This window comes from Methylocystis sp. NC52PC, assembly GCF_055698645.1.
Genome location: NZ_CP170127.1, coordinates 2609889 through 2631831 on the forward strand (window position 1 = coordinate 2609889; position 21943 = coordinate 2631831).

At 64.3% G+C, this 21943-nt stretch carries 23 protein-coding genes; 5 read left to right on the plus strand and 18 right to left on the minus strand.

The genetic code is table 11. The annotated features are described in order from the left end of the window. Positions 1 to 40 precede the first annotated feature (40 nt). The 5 genes from ACETII_RS14560 (at position 41) to ACETII_RS14580 (ending at position 7694) form a co-directional block, all read left to right on the plus strand. Entirely contained in the window at positions 41 to 2728 is a 2688-nt protein-coding gene (locus ACETII_RS14560) for a DUF3772 domain-containing protein (RefSeq protein ID WP_472785981.1), read from the plus strand. Then, complete coding sequence (locus tag ACETII_RS14565; protein WP_472785982.1) at positions 2725 to 3030, plus strand: hypothetical protein; 306 nt, start codon at positions 2725 to 2727, stop codon at positions 3028 to 3030. Before ACETII_RS14560 ends, ACETII_RS14565 begins: the two co-directional genes overlap by 4 nt. Before the next feature lie 133 nt (positions 3031 to 3163). Next, complete coding sequence (gene gltX, locus ACETII_RS14570) at positions 3164 to 4582, plus strand: glutamate--tRNA ligase (protein WP_472785983.1); 1419 nt, start codon at positions 3164 to 3166, stop codon at positions 4580 to 4582. 225 nt (positions 4583 to 4807) lie between these two features. Beyond that, entirely contained in the window at positions 4808 to 6094 is a 1287-nt protein-coding gene (locus tag ACETII_RS14575) for a citrate synthase (protein ID WP_472785984.1), read from the plus strand. Between the two features lie 70 nt (positions 6095 to 6164). Next, the gene (locus ACETII_RS14580; RefSeq protein WP_472785985.1) at positions 6165 to 7694 is read left to right on the plus strand and encodes a YcjX family GTP-binding protein; all 1530 of its coding nucleotides are present in this window, start codon (positions 6165 to 6167) and stop codon (positions 7692 to 7694) included. A gap of 93 nt (positions 7695 to 7787) precedes the next feature. Here the strand turns inward: ACETII_RS14580 and ACETII_RS14585 are convergent, their stop codons facing one another. The 18 genes from ACETII_RS14585 to nifE all read right to left on the minus strand — a co-directional run bounded on the left by ACETII_RS14585 (position 7788) and on the right by nifE (position 21941). Then, a complete protein-coding gene (locus ACETII_RS14585; protein ID WP_472785986.1) occupies positions 7788 to 8153 on the minus strand; it encodes a 2Fe-2S iron-sulfur cluster-binding protein in 366 nt (121 codons plus the stop codon). A gap of 9 nt (positions 8154 to 8162) precedes the next feature. Beyond that, positions 8163 to 8453 (minus strand): ferredoxin family protein, encoded by a 291-nt coding sequence (locus tag ACETII_RS14590; protein ID WP_363347010.1) that lies wholly within the window; start codon positions 8451 to 8453, stop codon positions 8163 to 8165. 76 nt (positions 8454 to 8529) lie between these two features. Continuing rightward, complete coding sequence (locus tag ACETII_RS14595) at positions 8530 to 9837, minus strand: FAD-dependent oxidoreductase (RefSeq protein WP_472785987.1); 1308 nt, start codon at positions 9835 to 9837, stop codon at positions 8530 to 8532. A 55-nt stretch (positions 9838 to 9892) separates the two neighbouring features. Beyond that, positions 9893 to 10987: an electron transfer flavoprotein subunit alpha/FixB family protein gene (locus tag ACETII_RS14600; RefSeq protein WP_363347014.1), complete on the minus strand. Its 1095-nt coding sequence runs from the start codon at positions 10985 to 10987 to the stop codon at positions 9893 to 9895. 13 nt (positions 10988 to 11000) lie between these two features. Then, positions 11001 to 11852 (minus strand): electron transfer flavoprotein subunit beta/FixA family protein, encoded by an 852-nt coding sequence (locus tag ACETII_RS14605; RefSeq protein WP_363347017.1) that lies wholly within the window; start codon positions 11850 to 11852, stop codon positions 11001 to 11003. A 15-nt stretch (positions 11853 to 11867) separates the two neighbouring features. Next, entirely contained in the window at positions 11868 to 12203 is a 336-nt protein-coding gene (gene nifW / locus ACETII_RS14610) for a nitrogenase stabilizing/protective protein NifW (protein ID WP_363347018.1), read from the minus strand. Beyond that, a complete protein-coding gene (gene cysE / locus ACETII_RS14615) occupies positions 12200 to 12949 on the minus strand; it encodes a serine O-acetyltransferase (RefSeq protein ID WP_363347021.1) in 750 nt (249 codons plus the stop codon). The genes nifW and cysE overlap by 4 nt, the downstream gene beginning before the upstream one ends. Continuing rightward, positions 12946 to 14085: a homocitrate synthase gene (gene nifV / locus ACETII_RS14620; protein WP_472785988.1), complete on the minus strand. Its 1140-nt coding sequence runs from the start codon at positions 14083 to 14085 to the stop codon at positions 12946 to 12948. Before nifV ends, cysE begins: the two co-directional genes overlap by 4 nt. Positions 14086 to 14094: 9 nt before the next feature. Next, positions 14095 to 15297 (minus strand): cysteine desulfurase NifS, encoded by a 1203-nt coding sequence (gene nifS / locus ACETII_RS14625; protein WP_472785989.1) that lies wholly within the window; start codon positions 15295 to 15297, stop codon positions 14095 to 14097. 10 nt (positions 15298 to 15307) lie between these two features. After that, entirely contained in the window at positions 15308 to 16288 is a 981-nt protein-coding gene (nifU, locus tag ACETII_RS14630; RefSeq protein WP_472785990.1) for a Fe-S cluster assembly protein NifU, read from the minus strand. Positions 16289 to 16304: 16 nt separating this feature from the next. Continuing rightward, a complete protein-coding gene (locus tag ACETII_RS14635; RefSeq protein WP_363347029.1) occupies positions 16305 to 16625 on the minus strand; it encodes a HesB/IscA family protein in 321 nt (106 codons plus the stop codon). A gap of 161 nt (positions 16626 to 16786) precedes the next feature. Continuing rightward, entirely contained in the window at positions 16787 to 17449 is a 663-nt protein-coding gene (locus ACETII_RS14640) for a nitrogen fixation protein NifQ (protein ID WP_472788172.1), read from the minus strand. A 5-nt stretch (positions 17450 to 17454) separates the two neighbouring features. Beyond that, complete coding sequence (fdxB, locus tag ACETII_RS14645) at positions 17455 to 17772, minus strand: ferredoxin III, nif-specific (RefSeq protein ID WP_363347031.1); 318 nt, start codon at positions 17770 to 17772, stop codon at positions 17455 to 17457. Further along, complete coding sequence (locus ACETII_RS14650) at positions 17772 to 17972, minus strand: CCE_0567 family metalloprotein (RefSeq protein WP_363347033.1); 201 nt, start codon at positions 17970 to 17972, stop codon at positions 17772 to 17774. Before ACETII_RS14650 ends, fdxB begins: the two co-directional genes overlap by 1 nt. A gap of 12 nt (positions 17973 to 17984) precedes the next feature. Beyond that, positions 17985 to 18452 (minus strand): NifX-associated nitrogen fixation protein, encoded by a 468-nt coding sequence (locus ACETII_RS14655; protein ID WP_363347036.1) that lies wholly within the window; start codon positions 18450 to 18452, stop codon positions 17985 to 17987. Next, complete coding sequence (nifX, locus tag ACETII_RS14660; RefSeq protein WP_363347038.1) at positions 18445 to 18855, minus strand: nitrogen fixation protein NifX; 411 nt, start codon at positions 18853 to 18855, stop codon at positions 18445 to 18447. Before nifX ends, ACETII_RS14655 begins: the two co-directional genes overlap by 8 nt. A 16-nt stretch (positions 18856 to 18871) precedes the next feature. Continuing rightward, positions 18872 to 20266 (minus strand): nitrogenase iron-molybdenum cofactor biosynthesis protein NifN, encoded by a 1395-nt coding sequence (gene nifN, locus ACETII_RS14665; RefSeq protein ID WP_472785991.1) that lies wholly within the window; start codon positions 20264 to 20266, stop codon positions 18872 to 18874. Positions 20267 to 20273: 7 nt separating this feature from the next. Continuing rightward, a complete protein-coding gene (nifE, locus tag ACETII_RS14670) occupies positions 20274 to 21941 on the minus strand; it encodes a nitrogenase iron-molybdenum cofactor biosynthesis protein NifE (RefSeq protein ID WP_472785992.1) in 1668 nt (555 codons plus the stop codon). Positions 21942 to 21943 lie beyond the last annotated feature (2 nt).

The window sequence follows — 21943 nt, forward strand, 5'->3', positions numbered from 1 at the left end:
CTTAAGATCAACGCGATTCGAGTTCCTTTGGAGACCTGCGTTGCGCAGACTGACGCTTTTTCTGATTCTGTTCCTTGGCGCGCTGATCTCGCTCGACGCTCGCGCCGACGAGGCGCCGACTACGCTCGAGCAGGTCAATTCGAGGCTCGATCGCTCGCGCGCCGCGCTCGATGAAATTCATAAGAGCCTCGAAGACAATAACCTCTCGGACCGAGCGTTGCGCCACTTGCGCGACCGTCTCGAGCCGATGCGGCGGGAGCTCGAAGAATCGATCGACCTGCTCACCCCGCGCCTCTCCGCCGTCGAAGCGCGGCTCAAGGAGCTGGCCCCGGCGGCGAACAAGCCGGCCGAGCAGCCCGCGCCGGCTCCGGCCGCGCCGGCGGCGGCGCCGACGCCCCAGGCTCCGCAGAAGGCCGCGCCGCTGCCGCCGACGCGGCCCGCCGCGGCGAAACCGCAGACGAAGCCCGACGCCGCCAAGGCGCAGCCCCCGCCAGCGCCGTCGCCGCAGGCCCCGGCGGCCGAATCGCAGCCCGGGTCGGCCGAGGCCAGCGCCAGCGCCGAGCTCGTCGAGCAACGCAAGGTCTTCGACGAAATCGACGCCACGCTCAAGCGCGCCCGCGCCATGCTGCTCGAGACGCGTCAGCTCTCCGTCGTCATTGTCGCCCGCCAGCGGGCGCTTTTCGCGCGGACGCTCTTCCTGCGCACGAACGGGCTGTTCTCGGTCGATCTGTGGCGCGCGGCGCTCGCCGATGCGCCGGACGTCCTGTCCGACGGCGCGTCGTTCCTGTCCGACCGTTTTGCCAATTTCGCCAGTCGGCTCGAAAGCCGGCGGGCGGAGTTCCTGGCCGTGGCGCTGGCGATTCTTCTCGCTTTGCCGCCCGCTGTTTTTCTGGCGCGGCGGGTGCTCACCCGCAATCATTCCGGGCAATCGCCCTCGCCGCTGCGTCGCGCGGCCGGGGCGGGGTGGACGGCGATCGTCGCCGCCGCCGTTCCCGTCGGCGCGGCCGCCGCTCTGGGCGCCGCGCTGGAGGGGTTCGATCTTCTCGACGCGGCGGCTGAGCCGATCTGGCGAAGCATCTTCGACGGCGTCGCCCGCATCGCCTTCGTCTATGGCGCGGCGCGCGCCGTTTTCGCTCCAAACCAGCCGGCCTGGCGCGTCATCGATCCGGGCGACAGGCTGGCGAGGCTGTTCGTGTGGCTACTGACCGCCGCCGCCGTCGTCCTGTCGTTGACCCGCTTCGCCGAGCACATCGCCGAAGTCGTGCAGGCGAGCCTGCCGGTCGTCGTGGTGACGCGCGGCGTCGGGGTGATGCTGGTCGCGTCGCTGCAGCTCGTCGCCGTCGTCTCCTTGTCGCCGCGTCGGGCGACGGCGGCGGGAGAGCCGGGCGTGACGCACGAGGGCCGCGATTGGCTCGCCGTCACGCGCCTCTTCGGCGCGCTGGGCCTGATGGTCATCGTGGGCGCCTGCGCCCTCGGCTATGTCACCTTCGCCAATTTCGTGATCTTTCAGACAGCCTGGACGGCGACCGTCGCCTTTGCGCTCTATGTCGTGGTGGTGCTGTCGGCGGGCGGCGTCGAACACGCGTTCTCTGAAAAGGGCATTCTCGGCCGCACGCTCATCTACGGGCTCGGCGTGCGGCGGGAGCAGCTGGCGCCGATCGGGGTCTTGCTCTCGGGCGTAGTCACGATCCTCGCCTGGGGCGTCGCGGCGCTCGTCGCCCTCGCCCCCTTCGGTTATGAATCCGACGACCTTGTGGCCACCATTCGCTCGGGCTTCTTCTCCTTCAAGGTCGGCGACGTCACCATCTCGCTGTCGTCGGCCGTCGCCGCGATCGGCCTGTTTCTCGTTGTGCTGGCGGCCGCCCAGGGGCTGCGTCGCTGGCTGGACACGCGCGTCCTGCCGCTGACCCGGCTCGATGTCGGGCTTCGCAGTTCGATCAACGCCACGCTCGGCTATCTCGGGGCCATCGCCGCCGCCATGGTCGCGATGTCGAGCCTGGGCATTGGCCTGGAGCGGCTCGCGATCGTCGCCGGAGCGCTGTCGGTCGGCATCGGCTTCGGCCTGCAGTCGATCGTGGGCAATTTCGTCTCCGGCCTCATCCTGCTCTGGGAGCGCGCCATTAGGGTCGGCGACTGGGTCGTCGTCGGCGACGAGCAGGGCTATGTGAAGCGGATCAATGTGCGCTCCACGGAGATCGAAACCTTCGACCGCGCCACCATGATCGTGCCGAATTCCAATCTCGTCAGCGGCGTCGTGAAGAATTGGCTGCGCGGCGACAAGGTCGGGCGCATCAAAGTGGCGCTGTCGCCGCATCCCGGCGTCGATCCGGAGGAGATGCGCGACATCATGCTCGCCGCCGCCAGGGCGCAGGAGGATGTGCTGCGCATTCCCGCCCCGCAGGTGATGTTCCTCGGCATGGAGGCGTCGAACTTCAAATTCGAGCTCTGGTGCTATGTCGCCGACGTTGAGAAATCGTCGCGCGTGCGCAGCGACCTGCATTTCGATCTGCACCGGCGGCTCTCCGAAGCGGGCATTAAAATGGCGGCGACGGCGGAGCCGGCCAGGACCGTCCTGCAGCTTCCCGAGCTCGACAAGCTCGCCGCCGCCGCCGCGGCCAGCGCGCTCGCCATCGAGAGCGGAATCGTGCAGCTCGCCTCGCCGGACGACTCTTCGGCGGAGGAGGCGCGGAGAAAACCGGCAGAGGCGGAGGTCAGGGAGGAAGTTTGATCGCTTCACGACCGGTCGCAGCTCTTGTGGCGGCGCTGGCGTGCGTCGCCGGCGCCGACCTTGGGCGCGCCCAGCCCTATGCGAATTATTCATGCGGGGACGGGCAGAAGCTGACGGTCGTCAACGAGCGCGGCGGGACGGTTCTCGTCATGACCGGCGGCGGCGCCGTGAGATTGTGGAAGCGGGGCCCCTCTTATGCGTCCGCCGGCGGAGAGCTGCGCGGCGACGGCGGCGTCGTGACGTTCCGGATGGCGGGCCGGGCGGCCACGAGCTGTCGCCTGGTCGAACGCGGCCCGGCCTGATCTCGAGCGAGGGGGCGCGTCGTGGCCGAAAACGGGCGGGACGACGGCTTTCCTGCCGTTCGTCCTTATTTCCCCGGCGCGGCGCGCGTGTTAGAGGGGCGCTCCCGAAGCTTCTCAGGATATCCCCCGCCAAATGCCGCAGGTCGTCACCCGTTTCGCGCCGTCCCCCACCGGTTTTCTGCATATCGGCGGGGCGCGCACCGCGCTGTTCAACTGGCTTTACGCCAAGCGCCACGGCGGGCGGATGATGCTGCGCATCGAGGACACCGACCGCGAGCGCTCTACCCAGGCCGCGATCGACGCGATTATCGACGGGATGAAATGGCTCGGCCTCGATTGGGACGGGGAGATTGTCTACCAGTTCTCGCGCGCCCCGCGGCATCGCGAGGTGGCCGAGGCGCTTCTCGCCCAGGGCAAGGCCTATCGCTGCTACGCCACCGCGCAGGAGCTCGAGGAGATGCGGGAGCTCGCCCGCGCCGAGAAACGCCCGCCGCGTTACGACGGCCGCTGGCGCGACCGCGATCCCGCCGAGGCGCCGAGCGGCGCTCCCTTCGTCGTCCGGTTGAAATCGCCGCTCGACGGGGAGACGGTGATCGAGGACGCCGTGCAGGGCAGGGTGGTCTTCCCCAACAAGGACATCGACGATTTCGTGCTGCTGCGCTCCGACGGAACGCCGACCTATATGCTGGCCGTCGTCGTCGACGATCACGACATGGGCGTGACCCAGATCATCCGCGGCGACGACCATCTTACCAATGCGGCGCGTCAAAAACACATCTACGAGGCCATGGGCTGGGAGACGCCGGCCTTCGCGCATATTCCGCTCATTCACGGGCCGGACGGCGCGAAGCTCTCGAAGCGCCATGGCGCGCTCGGCGTCGACGCCTATCGCGCGATGGGCTATCTGCCGGCAGCGCTGCGCAATTATCTCGTGCGCCTCGGCTGGAGCCAGGGCGACAAGGAGTTCTTTGCTCTCCCGGAGATGATCGCGGCTTTCGACCTCGCCCAGGTGCATCGCTCGCCCGCGCGCTTCGATTTCGCCAAGCTCGAAAACATGAACGGGCATTACCTCCGCGACACGCCCGAGGACGAATTGTTTTCAATCCTTCTCGACACGCTGCCGTATCTCGACGGCGGCGGCGCTGTGCTGGCGGCGCTCGACGAGAGGAAGCGCGCGCAGCTGCGCGCCGCGCTGCCGGGATTGAAGGCGCGCGCCAAGACGCTCAACGAACTCGTCGACGGCGCCGCCTTCCTCTTCGTTAAGCGGCCGCTGCCGCTCGACGACAAGGCCGCAAAGCTGCTGTCGCCGGAGGCGAAGGCGCGGCTCGGCGCGCTCGGCCCGAAGCTCGCCGCGCTTCCGGAGTGGACGGCGGGGGCGACCGAAGCCGTGGTGCGCGATCTTTCGGTGGAGCTCGGCGTCAAGCTCGGCGATCTCGCCCAGCCTTTGCGCGCGGCGCTGACCGGCCGCTCGACCTCGCCCGGCATTTTCGACGTGCTCGAAATCCTTGGCCGCGAAGAGAGCCTCGGGCGCATCGCGGACCAGTCGGCCTGAGCCAGACGCGTTGCGCTGGCTTAACTATCGGCGTTCGGCAGTCTTTTGAAGCTTGACAGACTTCGCGGTTGCGATAGCTTTTTGCAGTGCACAAGACGGCGCACGCCGCCCGATATGTGCATAATTCCAGGCCTGCCAGCGTAGCGACGCATTTCTGGTTAAGCGTTGTCCGGGCTGGGCCGGCGCCGTCGATTCGCGCGCCCGGGCCGACAAACGAGGTGCGCAATGGCCGATAACAAGGGTTCCTTTACGATTGGCGGCAAGGAGATCGACCTTCCCGTAAAAGAAGGGACGATGGGGCCGTCCGTCGTGGACATCCGCAATCTCTACGCAGAGACCGAGATGTTCACTTTCGACCCTGGCTTTACCTCAACGGCTTCCTGCGAATCGAAGATCACCTTCATCGACGGCGACGCGGGCGTGCTGCTCTATCGCGGCTATCCGATCGAACAGCTCGCCGAGCACGGCGATTTTCTCGAGACCTGCTATCTGCTGCTGTACGGCGAGCTGCCCTCTGCGGCGGAAAAGGCCAATTTCGATTATCGCATCACGCGCCACACCATGGTGCACGAGCAGATGGCGCGCTTCTTCCAGGGCTTCCGCCGCGACGCGCATCCGATGGCGGTGATGGTGGCTTCGGTCGGCGCGCTTTCGGCCTTCTATCACGACTCGACCAATATCGCCGACCCCGTGCAGCGCATGGTGGCCTCGACGCGCATGATCGCCAAGATCCCGACGCTCGCGGCCATGGCCTATAAATACTCGATCGGCCAGCCGTTCGTTTATCCGAAGAACGACCTCGACTACACTTCGAACTTCCTGCGCATGTGCTTCGCCGTGCCTTGCGAGGAATACAAGGTCAATCCGGTTCTCTCCCGGGCGCTGGACCGCATCTTCATCCTGCACGCCGACCATGAGCAGAACGCCTCGACCTCGACGGTTCGGCTTTCGGGCTCGTCGGGCGCCAATCCCTTCGCCTGTATCGCCGCCGGCATCGCTTCGCTGTGGGGGCCGGCGCATGGCGGCGCCAATGAGGCGGTGCTGAAAATGCTGGCCGAGATCGGCACGCCGGACCGCATTCCGCAGTTCATCGCCCGCGCCAAAGACAAGAACGATCCGTTCCGGCTGATGGGCTTCGGCCATCGGGTTTACAAAAACTACGACCCGCGCGCCAAAATCATGCAGCGCACGACCCGCGAGGTCTTGAACGAGCTTGGCGTGAAGGACGATCTGCTGGACGTCGCGCTCGAGCTCGAGCGCATCGCGCTGTCGGACGATTATTTCATCGAGAAGAAGCTTTATCCCAATATCGACTTCTACTCGGGCATCACCTTGAAGGCGATGAACTTCCCGGTCGCCATGTTCACCGTGCTCTTCGCCGTGGCGCGCACGGTCGGCTGGATCGCCCAGTGGAAGGAGATGATCGAGGATTCGGGCTCCAAGATCGGCCGGCCGCGCCAGCTCTATACGGGCGAGAAGCGGCGCGACTATGTTCCGATGTCCAAGCGGTAACTCGAAGCGTCGACGCGCCGCGGCGGAGAAGCGCTTCTCCGCTCTCCCAAAACGGCGGCTCATGGATTAGATGAGGGGCCTGTCTCGTCTCTGTCCGGAGCCGCTTTTGTCCTCCCAATTGTCAGATATCTGGTTCGAGACGCGGGTCGCCGCGGAGAGCCTGGCCGATTTCGTGGCCGGAGCGCGATTGCGGCTCGGCGTCACCGGCCTGTCGCGCGCCGGCAAAACCGTTTTCATCACCTCCCTCGTTCACCATCTCACCCGAGCGGTGGCGGCCGGTCGCAAAGCCCACATGCCGGTCTTTCGCGCGTTGTCGGAGGGCCGCATTCTCTCGGCCCATCTCGACCCGCAGCCCGATTTCAACGTGCCGCGCTTCGCCTATGAGGAGCATCTCGAGGCGCTCGTCAGCGGCCCCGAACGCCACTGGCCGCAGTCGACGCGGCGCATTTCGGAACTGCGCGTCTCGATCGAGTTCAATTCCAAGGCCTGGTCGCTGCGCCATATCGGACAGGAACATGCCCGGCTCGATATCGATATTGTCGATTATCCGGGCGAGTGGCTGCTCGACCTGCCGCTGCTCGGGAAATCCTATGCGCAATGGTCGAAGGAGACGCTGGAGGCGGCGGGCGCCGCGGCGCGCGCGCCTATTGCGGCCGACTGGCGCGGCGCGACCGCGATGGCGAATCCGAAGGCGCGCTATTCGGAGCAGACCGCGCAGAAACTCGCGAGACTGTTCACGGATTACCTGCGCTCGGCGAAGGCGGAGCGATTTGCGCTCTCGACCTTGCCTCCCGGCCGCTTTCTCATGCCCGGCGATCTCGAAGGCTCGCCGGCGCTCACCTTTGCGCCGCTTCCCGTCGAAGCGGGCGAGGATTTGCCCTATCGCAGTCTCGGGCGCGAGATGGAGCGCCGCTACGAGGCTTATAAGACCCACGTCGTCAAGCCCTTCTTCCGCGATCACTTTTCAAGGCTCGATCGCCAGATCGTGCTCGTCGACGCGCTTGCCGCGCTGAACTCCGGCCCGGCGGCGGTCCGCGACCTCGAAAATGCGCTGACCGACGTGCTCAACGCCTTTCGGACCGGGCGCTCCAATCTCATCGCGCAGATTTTCCGCCCCAAGATCGACCGTATTCTCTTCGCTGCGACCAAGGCGGATCATCTCCACCATAGCTGCCACGACCGCTTGGAAGCGATCCTGCGCCATCTGACCAGCCGCGCCATCGCCCGCGCTGAAGGGGTCGGAGCGACGATCGACGTCATCGCCATGGCGGCGGTGCGCGCGACGCGAGAGGCGATCGTTCGCCATGAGGGGGAGAAACTTTCCGCCATCGTCGGCACGCCGCTTGAAGGCGAGCGCATTGGCGACGACGTCTTCGACGGGATTGCCGAAGGGGCGATCTTCCCTGGCGAACTCCCCGACGATCCGAAGCTCGTGTTTCGCGGCGATGCGCTGGCGCTGGACGAGGAGGAGGCGGAATACCGCTTCTTGAAGTTCCGGCCGCCCGTCGCAAAGATGGGCAAGGATCGGGAGCCATTGCCGCTCCCGCATATTCGTCTCGACCGAGCGATGGAGTTTCTGTTGGGCGACAAGCTCGCCTGACCGCTCACGTCGCGGGTCGGTTATCCCTTCAGCATAAAGACCGACGGGCGCGAAGTCCGTCGGTCCAGCGACAGGTGCGACTCGTCGGGTTGCTTATGCGCCGCCCGGCTCGCCCGTGAATTTCACCAGAATGTCCTGGTCGCGCACAATGTACTGACAGGCGAGACGATACTTCGGGGCAATATCGTCGACCTCGGCGAGACGGATCTCTTCACTGGTGATCTTGCCGAGCGACTTCAACTGCGCCTTCTCCTTCTCGGTGAGCGCGGAGCCCATCGTCTTGCCGGAAAGCGTCACCACCTCGATGAGGCAGGAGCCGCATTCGCCGTCGCGACAATCGTGCGGGATCGGGATTTTATGAGCGTCCGCGACGGCGAGAATGCTCGCCGTGTCGCCAGCGACCGCATAGACGGTGACATTCCTATGCAATAGCGGCGACTGGAAAGTGACGTTGGGCATAGTTTCCTCTCAGCCAAATTTGAACAGCACGCCGAAACCGCCGCGCGGGTAGTTCCAGGTGATGTCGCCAGACGCTTCACACAGCACCCGACACGTGCCGCATTCGAGACAGCCGTCCGGCGTGATCTCCACCTGTCCCGAACTCGTTTCAGAATAACAGCCCGCCGGACAGATACGAGTCATGGCGAGCAGATTCTCGGAAGGCTTGTCATGCGGACGAATGGCGATGTGCGGCTTGCCCGCGTCCACGATGTAGCGGTTTTGGTAAAGTTTCTCTTCAACTCGGGCTGCCAAGGACATGGGATTTCTCCTGTCGCTTCGTTCTTTCTGCTGTTACGCAAGAACAGCGCCAACTCATCGCCAACTCGTCGCCAACTCATCGCCATGCGCGCGCCAACTTCCAGGCGTCGCCAAACAGGCCGGTCCATTTGCGCTCCTTGACGAACGAGGCGATGGTGGCCTTTTCCTTGTCGATCTTGGGCGTGCCGTCGACGCGCAGGAAGTTCTCCATCGCTTTGGAGACGAGCTGCGGATAGGCCAGGAAGTAGTTTTGCGAGTTGGCGTGCAGAAGCGCCGGCATATCCTTGTATTTCTTGAGATCCTTCATCACGAAGCTGTCGTCGAGCAGCTTTTTGTAAAGCGCCAGATTCTGCTTCGACATCGCGTCCTTGCGCGACTTGATCTGGAAGATCGCCTCGCCCGCGAGCCGCCCGGAGGTCAGCGCGAGGTTCGACCCTTCGCGGTGAATGGCGTTGTTGAGCTGCGCGGCGTCGCCGCAAACCACCCAGCCATCGCCGAAAAGCTCCGGAATTGTCTTATATCCGCCCTCGGGGATGAGATGGGCGGCGTATTCCTTCACTTCCGAGCCTTCGAGCAGCGGCTTGATGGACGGATGGTTCTTGAACATCTCCAATAGGCCGTAAGGCGTGTCATTGTTCGTCGCAAAGTCGGAAACCAGACAACCCATGCCGACGGACACGCTCTCCTTGTTGGTGTAGACGAAGCCCATGCCCGTCATGCCCTTGGAGATGACGCCCGCCGCTTCAATGACGACGCCCTCGTCGCCGTGGAGATTGAAGCGCGCTTCGATCGTCTCGCGCGGCAGGAAGTGCATTTCCTTCACGGCCAGCGCGACATGCTCCGGCTTGGGGGTCGCGCGCAGGCCGGCGCGCGCGCCGAGGAGGCCGTTGACGCCCTCGCACAGCACCACGACGTCGGCGAAGATCGTGCCGCCCTTTCGATCGGTGCGCACGCCGATCACCTTGCCATAGGCGTCGGAGACGAGTTCCATCACCGTCGTCTCGCAGATGACGAGCGCGCCCTGCGACTGCACCTCTTTGGAGAACCAGCGGTCGAACTGCGAGCGGATGATCGTGTAGCGGTTGGGCTTGTCTTCGTTAAAGTCGTCGTTGCGGTATTGCAGGCCGGTGTGGGAGCGGTCGCCCATCATCCAGAACCGCTGCTCGACGAGATGACGCTCGAGCGGCGCCTCCTCGCGAAAGTTCGGGATGATCTTCTCCACCATATCGGCGTAGAGGATCGCGCCCTGGACATTCTTCGAGCCGGGATATTCCCCGCGCTCGAGCTGCAGGACCTTGAGGCCGCGAGACGCCATGGTGTGCGCCGCGGCGTTGCCGGCCATCCCGGCGCCGATCACGATCGCGTCGAACCGTTCTTCGATCATGGCAGTCTCCATTTACGTTCCGCCGGCGCCTCGCCAGGCGTTGGGATATGTGTCATTAGCCTGCAAGCCGGTCGCGCTGATGGGGCGACAGTTTCTGCCGGAAAGCCTCGGTCAGCGCCGGCAGCAGCCGGATCGCGTCCGTCGCGATGCCGATATGCGCGAAGTCGAAGATCGGCGCATTCTTGTCGGTGTTGATCGCGACGATGCAATCGGCGCCTTCGACGCCGACGCGATGCTGGATCGCGCCGGAAATGCCCGCCGCGATATAAAGCTTCGGCCGGATAGTTTTTCCGGTCTGGCCGATCTGGCGATCGGAAGAGAGCCAGCCTTTCTGCACGACAGGCCGCGAGCAGCCGAACTCCGCGCCGAGCACAGAGGCCAGGTTTTTTACGAGCTGGAAATTCTCGGCGCTCTGCAAGCCCATGCCGCCCGCGACGACGACGTCGGCGAAAGCCAGATTGCTCTTGTTGGAGTCGCGATCCGGCACGAAGCGCAGGAGCTTGGTGATGATCTCGTCTTCCGACAGATCGGGCGTGAAAGGAACGATGCGGCCAACCCGGTCGGCGGCGCGCTCCGGCATCGCCATGACGCGCGGACGGATCGTCGCCATCTGCGGACGATAATTGAGGGTATAGATCGTGCAGAGCAGCGAGCCGCCGAAGGTCGGGCGCGTCGCCGCGAGCGAGCCGTCGGCGTCAACCGCCAGCTCCGTGCAGTCCGCGGTGAGGCCGGTGAGCAGAGTCGTCGCCACCGAGCCCGCGAGGTCGCGGCCGAGAGTCGTCGCGCCGAGCAGCAGGATTTCCGGCTTGTGCGTGTTGACGAGCTGGGTCATCGCCTTGGCGTAGGATTCGTTGCGATAGTCCGCCAGCACCGGATGTTCGACGAGATAACAGAGGTCGGCGCCATAGCGGAAAGACTCCGCCGCCGCTTCCTTGGCGGCGTCGCCCGGCCCGCCGAGCACGACGCTCGCGAGCTCCACGCCGAGCTTGTCGGCGAGCTTGCGGCCTTCGCCCAGAAGCTCCCAGGAGACCGGATGAACGTCGCCGCGTTCGAGTTCGACGAAGACCCAGACGTGCTTATAGTCGCGGAAATGTTCGGGGAGCTCTTTCTTCGCGCTGGCGCGTGTGGCGGGCGGGGGGGTCGCGGACATTTGCGGCTCTCCTTTAGAGTCCGGAGGCAAGTTTGGTCATGTCGGCTTCGAGCGCCGGATGGCGCGCGAAGATCGCGGCGATGAGCGCCTCGGCGGAATCGGCCGCCGTCTTTTCCGGCTCGACAAAGGCCGCCTTTTCCGAGCGCGGCGCCGGGGCGAACACCTTCTTCACGATCGTCGGCGACCCTTTGAGGCCGCATTTGGTGAGATCCTCGATCTCGGCGTCCTTGGCGCTCCAGGTGACGACCTCGGCGCGCGCCGCCCGCAGCGCGTCGTCGAAGGCGCCGCGGCGCACTTCATTGGAGCCTTCCAGCATGGTGACGAGGCAGGGGGTCGCCGTCTTGAGAACCTGCACGCCGCCCTCGGCGCGCCGCTCGACGACGAGCTCGCCCTTCTCGGGATCGCACTCGACGATCTTGGACACATAGGTCAATTGCAGCAGCCCGAGCCGCTTGGCGACGCCGGGACCGACCTGCGCCGTATCGCCGTCGATGGTCTGCTTGCCGGCGAAGACGATGTCCTGCTTGCCGAAGGTCTTCTCAATCTTGCGGATCGCCGCCGAGAGCGCATAGGTCGTCGCGAGCGTGTCGGAGCCTGCGAAGAAGCGGTCGGTCAACAGCACCGCGCGGTCGGCGCCGATGGCGAGCGCCTTGCGCAGCGAGTCCGCCGCCATCGGCGGCCCCATGGTCAGCACCGTGACCTCGCCGCCGAATTTGTCGCGCAGACGAAGCGCTTCCTCCAGCGAGAACAGATCATAAGGGTTGATGATCGTCGGCACGCCCTGCCGCATGATCGTGTTGGTGACGGGATGCACGCGGATCTGCGCGCTGTCCGGGACCTGCTTGATGCAAACGAGGATTTTCATGTGTCTTTGCCTCGATCAGCCGGGATTGCCGGTCAGCGTCGTGAGCGGAACGAAAGGCTTGGCCGGTTCGGCCTTCGGCTTGACGGCGTCCTTGTGCACTTTGAAGACGCGCTCGGCGATGGGCGACGAGGCGACGAAGTCCTCATAGGCCTTGGTCAGCGTCTCTTTGCAGGCGGCGCGCGCTTCCTCGTCGCTCGCGCCGTCCAGGTCGTTTTTGGCGAGATATTCGCCCATGCGGCGCAGAATATGGAGACGCGCCACGCGCACCACCGCCGGGTCGTAGTCGACGCCGAGCGTTTCGAAGAAATCCTCGGCCGAGGACAGCTTCCGCAAATCGTCGAATACGCTCATGGTTTCGTCTCCTTCTGGCTATTCGTTGCGAGCGCCTCTGTCTTGCGCGCCTGGAGATGCGCGAGACGCGCCTCGAGAAAATCGATGCGGTCGATCAGCACCGATATGGCGTCGCCGACGGGGTCGGGGATCAGATGATGCTCGAGATCGATGCGCCCGTCCGCGCCTGAGCGCCGCCGCTCCACTTTCACAATGCGGCCAGGGATGCCGACGACCGTCATTTCCGGCGCGACGTCGTCGATGACGACGGAATTGGCGCCGATGCGCGCCCGCGCGCCGACCGTGATCGGGCCCAGAATTTTCGCGCCTGCGCCGACCAGCGCGCCGCTTTCGATCGTCGGATGCCGCTTCCCCGGCGCCCATGAGGTGCCGCCGAGCGTGACGCCATGATAGAGCGTCACGTCATTCTCGATGACAGCGGTCTCGCCGATCACCACGCCCGCGCCATGGTCGATGAACAGCCGCTCGCCGATCGTCGCGCCGGGATGAATGTCGATGTTCGTGACGAGGCGCGCGAACCAGGACAGGAAACGCGCCGGGAATTTGAACCCGCGGCGCCAGAGACTGTTGGCGATACGATAGAGGACGAGCGCATGAACGCCCGGATAGAGCAGGGCGACTTCGAAGATGTTGCGCGCCGCCGGGTCGCGTTGCAGCACGCAGGCGACGTCGCCGCGCAGCCTTGCAAGCAGATTGGGGCGGGCGGGCGCAGGCTGCGTCATGGCGGCAGAGGCGGCGAGGCTCATGGCGATCCTCCACAGGCGCTTTTGAAGAAGCTTTTCAGCTCGCGGCGCGTCATCGGCGCCGCCTTGTCATTGGCGCGCCGGCGAATCTGCGTCAGCAACTCGGCCGCCGTGTCGCGGTCGATGTCGAAGCCGAGTTCGGCGCATTTGCGCTGCAACGCCGCCATGCCGGAGTGTTTGGCGAGCACGACGGTGTTGCGGCGCCCGAGGCGCGCCGGGTCGACGCCCTGATAGGTGCGCGCATCCTTCAGCAGCGCGGCAACGTGAATGCCAGACTCATGGGTGAACACATCGGCGCCGACGATCGCCTTCGAGCGGCCGATGCGGCGCCGCGCGGCTCGCGCCACCAGTTTCGACAAGGCGTGAAGCTTGTCGATTTTCACATTGGAGCGTCCGGGCGCGACATGCCCGAGCGCGACCGCGATTTCTTCGAGCGGCGCGTTGCCGGCGCGCTCGCCGAGGCCGAGGACGGTGACGGAGGCGTGGGTCGCGCCGGCGCGCAGCGCGGCGAGCGTATTGGCCGTCGCAAGGCCCACGTCGTCATGGCCATGAAATTCGATCGGCAGATCGGTTTCCTGCCGGACTCGAGAGATGGCGTCATAGGCGGAGAAGGGATCAAGCACGCCAAGCGTATCCGCGAAGCGATACCGCCAGGCGCCCGCATCCGCCGCAGCGCGCAGAACGGCTCCAATGTCGCGGGGGTCCGCCCGAGACGAGTCTTCGCCGCCGAGCGCGACAGTGAGACCCTTCTCCCGCGCATAGGAGACAATGTTGCGCACGCGATCCGCCACCGCAGCGACGTCGACGCCAAGCTTGACCGAAATTTGCAAGCGCGACATGGGCGCGGAAATGTTCACATGCGCGACCCCGGCTGCGAGCGCGGCGTCGACATCCGCTTTGTTGAGGCGACACCACGCCATGACGCGGCAGGAAAGGCCCTCGGCGACAACGCCGCCGATCGCCTCGATTTCATCGCGTCCCATCGCCGGCGTGCCGACTTCGATTTCATCCACCCCCGCGGCCTCGAGCGCCCGAGCAAGGGCGACCTTGTCGCGCGCCGTGAAGGCGACGCGCGGCGCCTGCTCGCCATCGCGGAGCGTCGTGTCATTGATAAAGACGCGGGGGTGGTCAGCGTTCACGGCGTCAACTCACGCATAGACGGGCTTGAATTCTGTCGGGCCCTTATTGGCGCCCGCCCAGAAGGGAGACAGCTCGCGCAGGTTTTCGAGGATCTTCGGCAGCGCCTCGATCACCTGATCAACGTCCTCCGGCACGTTGTCGCGCGAAAGCGAGAAGCGAATCGAACCATGTGCGGCTGTGAACGGCACATTCATGGCGCGCATCACATGCGACGGCTCCAGGGAGCCCGACGTGCAGGCAGAGCCCGACGAGGCCGCAATGCCCTGGCGCGTGAGATGCAGCAGGATCGCTTCGCCCTCCACATATTCGAAGGCGATGTTCGTCGTGTTCGGCAGCCGCTCACGAACGTCGCCATTCACGAAGCAGTTCGGAACGCGCTGCAGGATCGCTTTTTCGAGACGATCGCGCAGCTCCTTCACCCGCGTCTGCTCATCGGCCATATGAGTGATGGCGAGCTCCGCCGCCTTACCCAGACCGACGATGCCGGGCGTGTTTTCGGTGCCCGCGCGGCGCCCGCGCTCCTGATGGCCGCCGCGCAGCAAGGGCTTGAACCGCGCGCCGCGCTTTACGTAGAGCGCGCCAATGCCCTTGGGCGCATGCAGCTTGTGGCCTGAAAGCGACAGCATGTCGATGGCGCTCCCCTTCAGGACGATCGGCACTTTGCCGACGGCCTGCACGGCGTCGGTATGGAAGAGCGCGCCGACTTCCTTGGCGAGTTCAGCGAGCGCCTCAATGGGGAAGATCGTGCCTGTCTCGTTGTTCGCCCACATCAGGGTGACGAGCGCGACTTTATCCGAGAGCGCGGAGCGATAGGCTTCGAGATCGAGGCGGCCGAGTGAATCGACGCCAATGTAGTGTACCTTGGCGCGGCCGGATTTTTCGAGATGCTGGCAAAGCGCGAGAACGGCGGGATGCTCGACGGCGCTGGTGATAATCTCGTTGCGTGCGGGCATCGCCTCCAGCGCCGACAGGATGGCCGTATTGTCGGCTTCCGTGCCGCTCGCCGTATAGATGATCTCGTGATCGTGCTCCGCGCCGAGCAGCTGCTGCAATTGCTGGCGGGCCTTCTTGACCGATTGGCCGACGCTCGCCCCGAAGGAGTGAATCGACGACGGATTGCCGAACTGCTCGGTGAAGAACGGCAGCATCGCCTCGACGACCGCCGGATCGACCCGCGTCGTCGCATTATTGTCGAGATAGACTGGACGCATGGCCGTTCCTCTAGTGGACGTGGGATTTGACGGGGACGACGCGAACCGGCACGCCGAGCTTGGCGATCAGCCGCTCCTGAATGCCGGACACGGTGACGCTCGCCATCTGGCAGCCCGTGCAGGCGCCGGTCAGGCTCACCATCACATTATTGCCGTCGACGTCGATGAGTTCGCAGTCGCCGCCGTCCTTCTTCAAATACGGACGCAGCTCTTCGATCGCTTCCTCGATCAGGCGCATCTTCTTCAGATTGGTCATGCCGGCCGAAGGCGGCGGCAGGGGCGACGCCGGAGCGAGCGGCGAGGTCGGCGGCGCGGCCTCTCTTTCAGCTTCCTTCTTCGCTTTCGCCTTGGCCTTGATTTCGGCCGCGTCGGCGGCGCCGATGGAATAGGCCTCATGCGCCGCCAGAATTCCCTCGGCGACCAGTTCGGCGTTCACCTTGGCGAGCACCTCTTCCAGCTTGTCGAAGCACGTCAGGCAGCCGCCGCCGGCCTTGGTGTAATCCGTGATCTGCTCGATCGTCGTCAGCTTGTTCATGCGGACGGCGCGTTCGATCATGCCTTCGTCGACGCCGAAGCATTTGCAGACGAGCGCGCCTTCCTCATGATCGTCATGCCATTCCTCGCCGCGGAAATTCGCGATCGCCGCCTGCAGCGCTTCATAGCCCATCACCGAGCAATGCATCTTCTCGGGTGGCAGGCCGCCGAGAAAATCGGCGATGTCCTGATTGGTGATGGTGATTGCTTCCTGCAGCGTCTTGCCGATGATCATGTCGGTCAGCGCGGAGGAGGATGCGATGGCGGACCCGCAGCCAAAGGTCTGGAACCGCGCGTCCTGAATGACCTCCGTCTCCGGATCGACCTTCAGCATCAGCTTCAGCGCGTCCCCGCAGGAAATCGCGCCGACTTCGCCGACGGCGTTGGCCTCCACGAGGGCGCCAGCGTTCTTGGGGTTGAAGAAGTAGTCCTTGACCTTGTCAGAATAGTCCCACATCGCCGCCTCCTCGCGCTCAGCCGAAAGATTTTCCGCAGGAACAGCTCGATTTGGCTTGCGGATTGTCGAAGGTGAAACCAGAGCCTTCGAGACCGATGACAAAGTCGATCTTGGTGCCATCGAGATAGGCGAGCGAGCCTTCTTCGACGAAAACCTTTACGCCGTCGGTGTCGAACACGTGATCGTTGGGGTCGGCCTCGTTGACGAGGCCCATCATGTATTTCAGGCCAGCACAGCCGCCGGCCTCCACCATGATGCGCAGTCCCTCGACCTCCTGGCCTGCCCCTGCCATCGCCGTACGCACCGCGGTCACAGCGCTATCCGTCAGCTGGATCATCTCGACAGCTCCCTGGTTAAGATGTCTCGTCCAGGAAGTAGCAACCGATGTGCCAGCTCAAAAAGTCATGAAAATCCTTGGATTTCCCGGGGCTCGACTTGTCTGTAAAGCGCCATTGTCGGAGAACTGACAAAGGGCTTTCCGAACCTTAAAGGAGAGGATCAACGGCGGTTCAGGTGGGCGAGAACGCTCGTTCCGTCCTCGACGCCGAAGCAATTGTCGAAGTCGCCGCATTCTCGGCAGGTCGGCGCCGCGCAGAGGGAAAAACCCTCAAGCTCACAAAGCTGCCGGTAGAAGAATTTCTTCCATTTCATATTGTCGACGTTGGCGGCCGCCAGCGCCGGGAACCATTTGTTCATCAAACGCGTCAGCTCGCTGCGCTCCAAAAGACCGAGGTCCTGCCAGAGGTGGCGCGGCGCCATCGCGCGGCGACACACGATCGCGGCGATCCAGGCGCAGAGGGGGGAGGAGTCAGCCTTGAAGCGCGCCAGCAATTCGTGGAGCTGCGTCTCTTCTTCGTCGAGAGGCAGATGCTCCGGCGCGTCATAGATATTGAAAAACAGCCGCGCGCCCGGCGCCCATTGCGCCGTGAGCGTCTCCAGCGCGGCGCGGTTGAGGCCGAGCGCCGCGGACAATGTGTCGCCCGTTGCTCGCGCTTCAATGATCCCGACAGTGAGGACGCAGGCAAGGACATGCGCCGTGAAAGGCTCTGCGCGCGCCAGAGGCATCGGCTCGCTGCAAATGGCGCGATAGATGGTTTCCGGAGACAGCGACGCCGGGCGCGCGCCCGCCTCTTTACTAGGAGAGGGCGCGAGCAGGCTCATCGGGGTCACGCCGCAACTTTGTCCGCCGGCACGTGAGTCTGGCAATTTTTCGGACAGACTCGGGCGCAGGCGTTGCAGCCGATGCAGGCGCCGGGGTGCTCGACCTTCATGATCTTGCGATTGAGATCGCCATCGAAATCATCCTCGTCGTCTTCCGTGACGATGCCGAGGATCTCGCCTTCGTCATTGACGCCGTAAAGCGCCATGACGCTCTGCGGGCAGACCTTGAAGCATCGGCCGCAGCCGATGCAGGTCTCGGCGTTGATGTCGGTGAGATAGAGCGGCGTATAGGGCGAGCCGTCTCGCGTCTTGAAGTCGGACATCACGCCGCCTCGAGTTCTTTGAGCCGCTTGCGGGCGGCCTCCAAGGCCGCATAGGCGTCATAGGTCTCCTGAGCGACCGTCATGATCGTGGTCCAGTTGACCGGCAGCTCCTCGGAGAGGTCGTGCAGGTTCATCTTCATATTCATGGCTTTGGCCGAAAGCTTCTTGATTTCGGCCTTCAGTTCGTCGACGCCGCTCATCTCCAGCCTCCATCAGTAACGGGCGACTTCGGGGAATTTCTCGATCATCTCCACGCCGGCGTCGACGAATTTCGCCCCCTCCGCGGCGAGTTTCTCGAGCGACTCGAAGCCAAAGCGGTGAACGTCGCGCAGATGCTTGTTGACGACGATCAGGCGGCCGGTCGTCAGGATCATCCGCCCGAAGCCCTCATGGCTCATCTTCATCATCGGCTGCACCATGCAGCCGGTGCGGCGCTCGATCGCGAGACCGACCGCGTTGTAGAAGAGTTCAAGACGCCACAGGATCTCAGGATCGGGGTCGCCAATGATCGGAATTTCGCGGCGCTGCTCCTTGGTGACGATGTAAGGGTCGAGAAGGCTGAGGTCGGTCTTCTTTTCCCAGGTCCCATGCGTATCCTGCGCGCGCCAGATCTTGATCAGCTCCTTGATGAACAGGCTGTCTTCGGGTTTGTGTTCGGCTTCGGCGACGGCCTCAGGCATTTTCGGTCTCCTCCTCGAAATCGAAGGAGCGCTCGCCGCTCTTCGACAAAACCTTGCGCAGCCACGGCGGCGGCGACCCTCTGAGAACGACCTGCAGCTTCTCGATCAGGTCTGTGATCTTCTCCGGCTGCGGCACTTTCATCGGGTGGATGTTCTGCGCAACGACGCGCGCGGCGCCGGAGCCGCCGATCGCCGCGACGTAGAGAATCGCGCAATCCTTGATCGCTTCGAGCTTCGGCTGCAGCTTGTCTTCATTGCCGTCTTCCTGCAGATCGCCGGCGAACTGGATCGCTTCGACGAATGTGTAGGAGTCGGGCTGGAGGTCGTAGATCGCGATATTTTTCGCCCAGCCGAAATGGGCGTCGACCCGCTCGAGGTCTTGTGTGGCGAATGCAACTTTCATGATGCCTCCTTTGCGGTCAGTGCGCGCTCGAGAGAGGAATATCCGTCGCCGTCGCAAGCGTCGTGCCGTCTTGGCCGGCGGGTTCGTTGGCTACCCAGGTGTCGGGCGTCGGCTCGTGGATCTGGTCGATGAAAATATTGCCGATCTTGAAGATGAGGTCGCGCGTGCCGCGGTAGCCGACCGATGTTTCATGGGCCGCGCCGATGCGGTCGAACATCGGAAGTCCCATGCGATAAAGCTGAACTCCGAGGCGTTCCGCGGCCTGGCGGCCATGCGAATGGGTGATCAGCAGGTCGCAGCCGACGGCGCGATTTTCGAGGTCTTCGAGGTCGCCGATCACGACCTCCTCTGTCATGAGCTTTTCGAGCAGCGGTGATTGCGTCGTGGTCACGGCGGCCGTCACTTCCGCGCCCATTTCGGTCAGCCATTGGCCGATACCGAACAAAAGGTCCGGCTCGGCGCCGAGGGCGATTTTCTTGCCGCCGAAATGGAAGTGGCCGTCGAGCATCGCGTCGACGAGCTGACCACGCTGGCGGCGGTATTTGAGCGGGACTGGACGCCCGCTGATGCGGGACAGGAAGCTGACGAAATCATCGTTGGGGCCGAGGCCGGTCAAGCGTTCGAAGAGTTCGAACGGCACGCCGGCGCGCGCTTCGAGGGCCTTCGCGGCGCCGCGCATCTGCTCGCCGAGCGCGATGGTCCAGGCGGCTCCGCCCATGGCCGCTATGTCTTCCTTGGTCACGCCGCCGAGGGTCGTCGGAGTGAAATCCTCCGGGATATGTCCATCGAGCGAGCCCGAGAGATCCGGCAGGAACGTCGGCTCCAGACCGAAGGCCTCGATGATGTCGCGCAGTTCGTCGATGTCGCCCGGGGTAAGATGGCATCCGGCGAGGACGTTGACGCGTTGCGGCGCTCTGCGAGACGCAATCTCGTCGGGAACGAAACTCTGGATGAGCTTCGTCACCGTCTTGCCGAAGCCGTCTTGGAAGGCGTCCTTGAAGTCCGGCGTGGAGACATAGACGATGCCGAGATCGTCGAGCTCCGGATGGCGCTTGCGGACGAGCTGCAGATAGCCGTCGACGTCGTCGCCTTTGGTTTCCGTAACGCCCGTCGAACAGATGCCAATCACGGAAGGCTTGGCGCGCTTCACAATGTTGAGGATGGCCTGCTCGATGTTTTCGAGCCCGCCGAGGACGGTGGCGACTTCGTTCATCGCCGTCGTTTGCAGCGGAATCGCTTCCTTGAAGTGACGGACGAAGAGCACCAGGCCAAAGGACGTGCAGCCCTGCGAGCCATGGAGGACCGGCATGCAGCCGGAGACGCCCATGAAGGCGAGCGCGCCGCCGATCGGCTGGCTCATCTTCAGCGGATTGACTGTGCAGGCCTTTTTCGAGACGGTGACGCGCGCCATGATTGCCTCACGCGGCTTGCGGCGCAGCGACGGCGCGCGCTCGAGAGGAAGCTTCGAGAATGGCGGCGATGCGCTCCTGGCAACCGCCGCAGCCCGTTCCGGCGCTCGTGGCTTTGCCAACAGCCTCGACGGTGTCGGCGCCGTCATGGATGGCGTCCTCGATCGCGCCGACCGTGACGAGATTGCAGGCGCAGACCTGCTTGTCGCGGCGCGCGGTTTCTGCGGCGACGGGGTCGGCCGCGAGCGCCGCGGCTTCGGCGGCGATCGCCTCCGATGCGCGCTCTTCCCAGGTCTTTTCTTCCCAGGGCGCGGCGCGGCGCACTTGTTCCCAGACCGGATTGAAGAGCGCCTTGTCAATTTCATGAACGAGATCGACCATGCCTTCATAGCCCGCATAGGCGTGGTGGCGCTCCTGATTGATGTCGAGCCAGGGCATCTTCGCCTTGAGCGCGATGAACTGGGAGCGGCCGCCCGAAAGCATGATGTCGGCGCGCGCCTCTTTCAGCATTTTGTACATTTCGCGCGGCGTCATGTCGTCGATCATATGGGCGTCCTGGCCCATGAGCTCTTTGATCTTTTCCTTGTCTTCCTTGGTCGATTTCTTGACGCTGGTGCCGACGATCTCGAGCCCGGCCTCCTGCAGCGCCGCGACCACCGACCAGCTCTTCACGCCGCCCGTGATGAGAAGGACCCGCTTCCCTTCGAGGCGCGCGCGATAGGGTGCGATCCGCGCCCAGGCCCTGGCCTCTTCGCGGGCGATGACGGCTTCGGTCCGCGCCATCAGCTCGGCGGGGGCGCCGCGCTCGATGAGCAGACGCGCGATCTCGCGCAGGCTGTCGCTCATGTCGCCGATGCCGTAGAACGAGCCTTCGAAGAAGGGAATGCCGTAGCGCTCCTCCATCTTGCGGGCGACATTGATCATCGCCTTTGAGCAGACCATCATTGCCGCGCGGGCGCGGTGAGACGACGCGACTTCGTGATATTTGGCGTCGCCAGAGATGCAGGCGAGGATGCGAATGCCGAGCTCGTCGAGAAGCGGCTTCACCTGCCACAATTCGCCGGCGAGATTATATTCGCCGATGATGTTGATGTCGTAGGGCGTGGTGTATTCCGGCTCCTGCGTGCCGATCACATGATCGAGGATCGCCTCGCCCGCAAGCTTGTTGCCAAGATTCTTCGGACCCACAAAGCCGGGTGAGATCACGGGTATGACGGGCTTGTTGAACTTCGCCGCCGCAGCCTTGCAAACCGCCTCGATGTCGTCGCCGGTCATCGCGGGGACACAGGTTTGATACACGAAAACGGCCGGCGGATCGTATTTGTCGATAATTTCCTTGATCGATTTGTAGAGCCGCTTCTCGCCTCCGAAGACGACGTCGTTCTCGCTGATGTCGGTCGTGAAACCCGTGCGATAGAGAGACGAGCCGGAGGTTTTTGCGCCGCGATTGTCCCAGCTGTTGCCTTCGCAGGCGATGGGGCCGTGGACGAGATGCGCGACGTCGGTGATGGGCTGCAGGGCGATCTTGGCCCCGTCGAAGGCGCAGCCGCCGGCGGCGGCGCCGGGCGCGAGCTGCTTCGTGCAGCCCTTCTTGCGTTCTTTCTCGGACTTGTTCTGGTTCTTTCCGCAGCCGGGCTCGTTGAAGACGTCCTGTACCTTTTCCGAGAGCGTCGACATTC

What these genes read in the sequence shown, in the direction of transcription:
- ACETII_RS14585 (WP_472785986.1), bottom strand. Translation starts at nt 8,153, where the DNA reads ATGCCCAACGTCACTTTCCAGTCGCCGCTATTGCATAGGAATGTCACC.
- ACETII_RS14605 (WP_363347017.1), bottom strand. Translation starts at nt 11,852, where the DNA reads ATGAAAATCCTCGTTTGCATCAAGCAGGTCCCGGACAGCGCGCAGATC.
- nifX (WP_363347038.1), bottom strand. Translation starts at nt 18,855, where the DNA reads ATGAAAGTTGCATTCGCCACACAAGACCTCGAGCGGGTCGACGCCCAT.
- ACETII_RS14650 (WP_363347033.1), bottom strand. Translation starts at nt 17,972, where the DNA reads ATGAGCGGCGTCGACGAACTGAAGGCCGAAATCAAGAAGCTTTCGGCC.
- ACETII_RS14575 (WP_472785984.1), top strand. Translation starts at nt 4,808, where the DNA reads ATGGCCGATAACAAGGGTTCCTTTACGATTGGCGGCAAGGAGATCGAC.
- ACETII_RS14580 (WP_472785985.1), top strand. Translation starts at nt 6,165, where the DNA reads ATGAGGGGCCTGTCTCGTCTCTGTCCGGAGCCGCTTTTGTCCTCCCAA.
- ACETII_RS14595 (WP_472785987.1), bottom strand. Translation starts at nt 9,837, where the DNA reads ATGATCGAAGAACGGTTCGACGCGATCGTGATCGGCGCCGGGATGGCC.
- ACETII_RS14640 (WP_472788172.1), bottom strand. Translation starts at nt 17,449, where the DNA reads ATGAGCCTGCTCGCGCCCTCTCCTAGTAAAGAGGCGGGCGCGCGCCCG.
- cysE (WP_363347021.1), bottom strand. Translation starts at nt 12,949, where the DNA reads ATGAGCCTCGCCGCCTCTGCCGCCATGACGCAGCCTGCGCCCGCCCGC.
- nifS (WP_472785989.1), bottom strand. Translation starts at nt 15,297, where the DNA reads ATGCGTCCAGTCTATCTCGACAATAATGCGACGACGCGGGTCGATCCG.
- ACETII_RS14600 (WP_363347014.1), bottom strand. Translation starts at nt 10,987, where the DNA reads ATGTCCGCGACCCCCCCGCCCGCCACACGCGCCAGCGCGAAGAAAGAG.
- gltX (WP_472785983.1), top strand. Translation starts at nt 3,164, where the DNA reads ATGCCGCAGGTCGTCACCCGTTTCGCGCCGTCCCCCACCGGTTTTCTG.
- fdxB (WP_363347031.1), bottom strand. Translation starts at nt 17,772, where the DNA reads ATGTCCGACTTCAAGACGCGAGACGGCTCGCCCTATACGCCGCTCTAT.
- ACETII_RS14655 (WP_363347036.1), bottom strand. Translation starts at nt 18,452, where the DNA reads ATGCCTGAGGCCGTCGCCGAAGCCGAACACAAACCCGAAGACAGCCTG.
- ACETII_RS14590 (WP_363347010.1), bottom strand. Translation starts at nt 8,453, where the DNA reads ATGTCCTTGGCAGCCCGAGTTGAAGAGAAACTTTACCAAAACCGCTAC.
- ACETII_RS14635 (WP_363347029.1), bottom strand. Translation starts at nt 16,625, where the DNA reads ATGATCCAGCTGACGGATAGCGCTGTGACCGCGGTGCGTACGGCGATG.
- nifU (WP_472785990.1), bottom strand. Translation starts at nt 16,288, where the DNA reads ATGTGGGACTATTCTGACAAGGTCAAGGACTACTTCTTCAACCCCAAG.
- nifW (WP_363347018.1), bottom strand. Translation starts at nt 12,203, where the DNA reads ATGAGCGTATTCGACGATTTGCGGAAGCTGTCCTCGGCCGAGGATTTC.
- nifN (WP_472785991.1), bottom strand. Translation starts at nt 20,266, where the DNA reads ATGGCGCGCGTCACCGTCTCGAAAAAGGCCTGCACAGTCAATCCGCTG.
- nifE (WP_472785992.1), bottom strand. Translation starts at nt 21,941, where the DNA reads ATGTCGACGCTCTCGGAAAAGGTACAGGACGTCTTCAACGAGCCCGGC.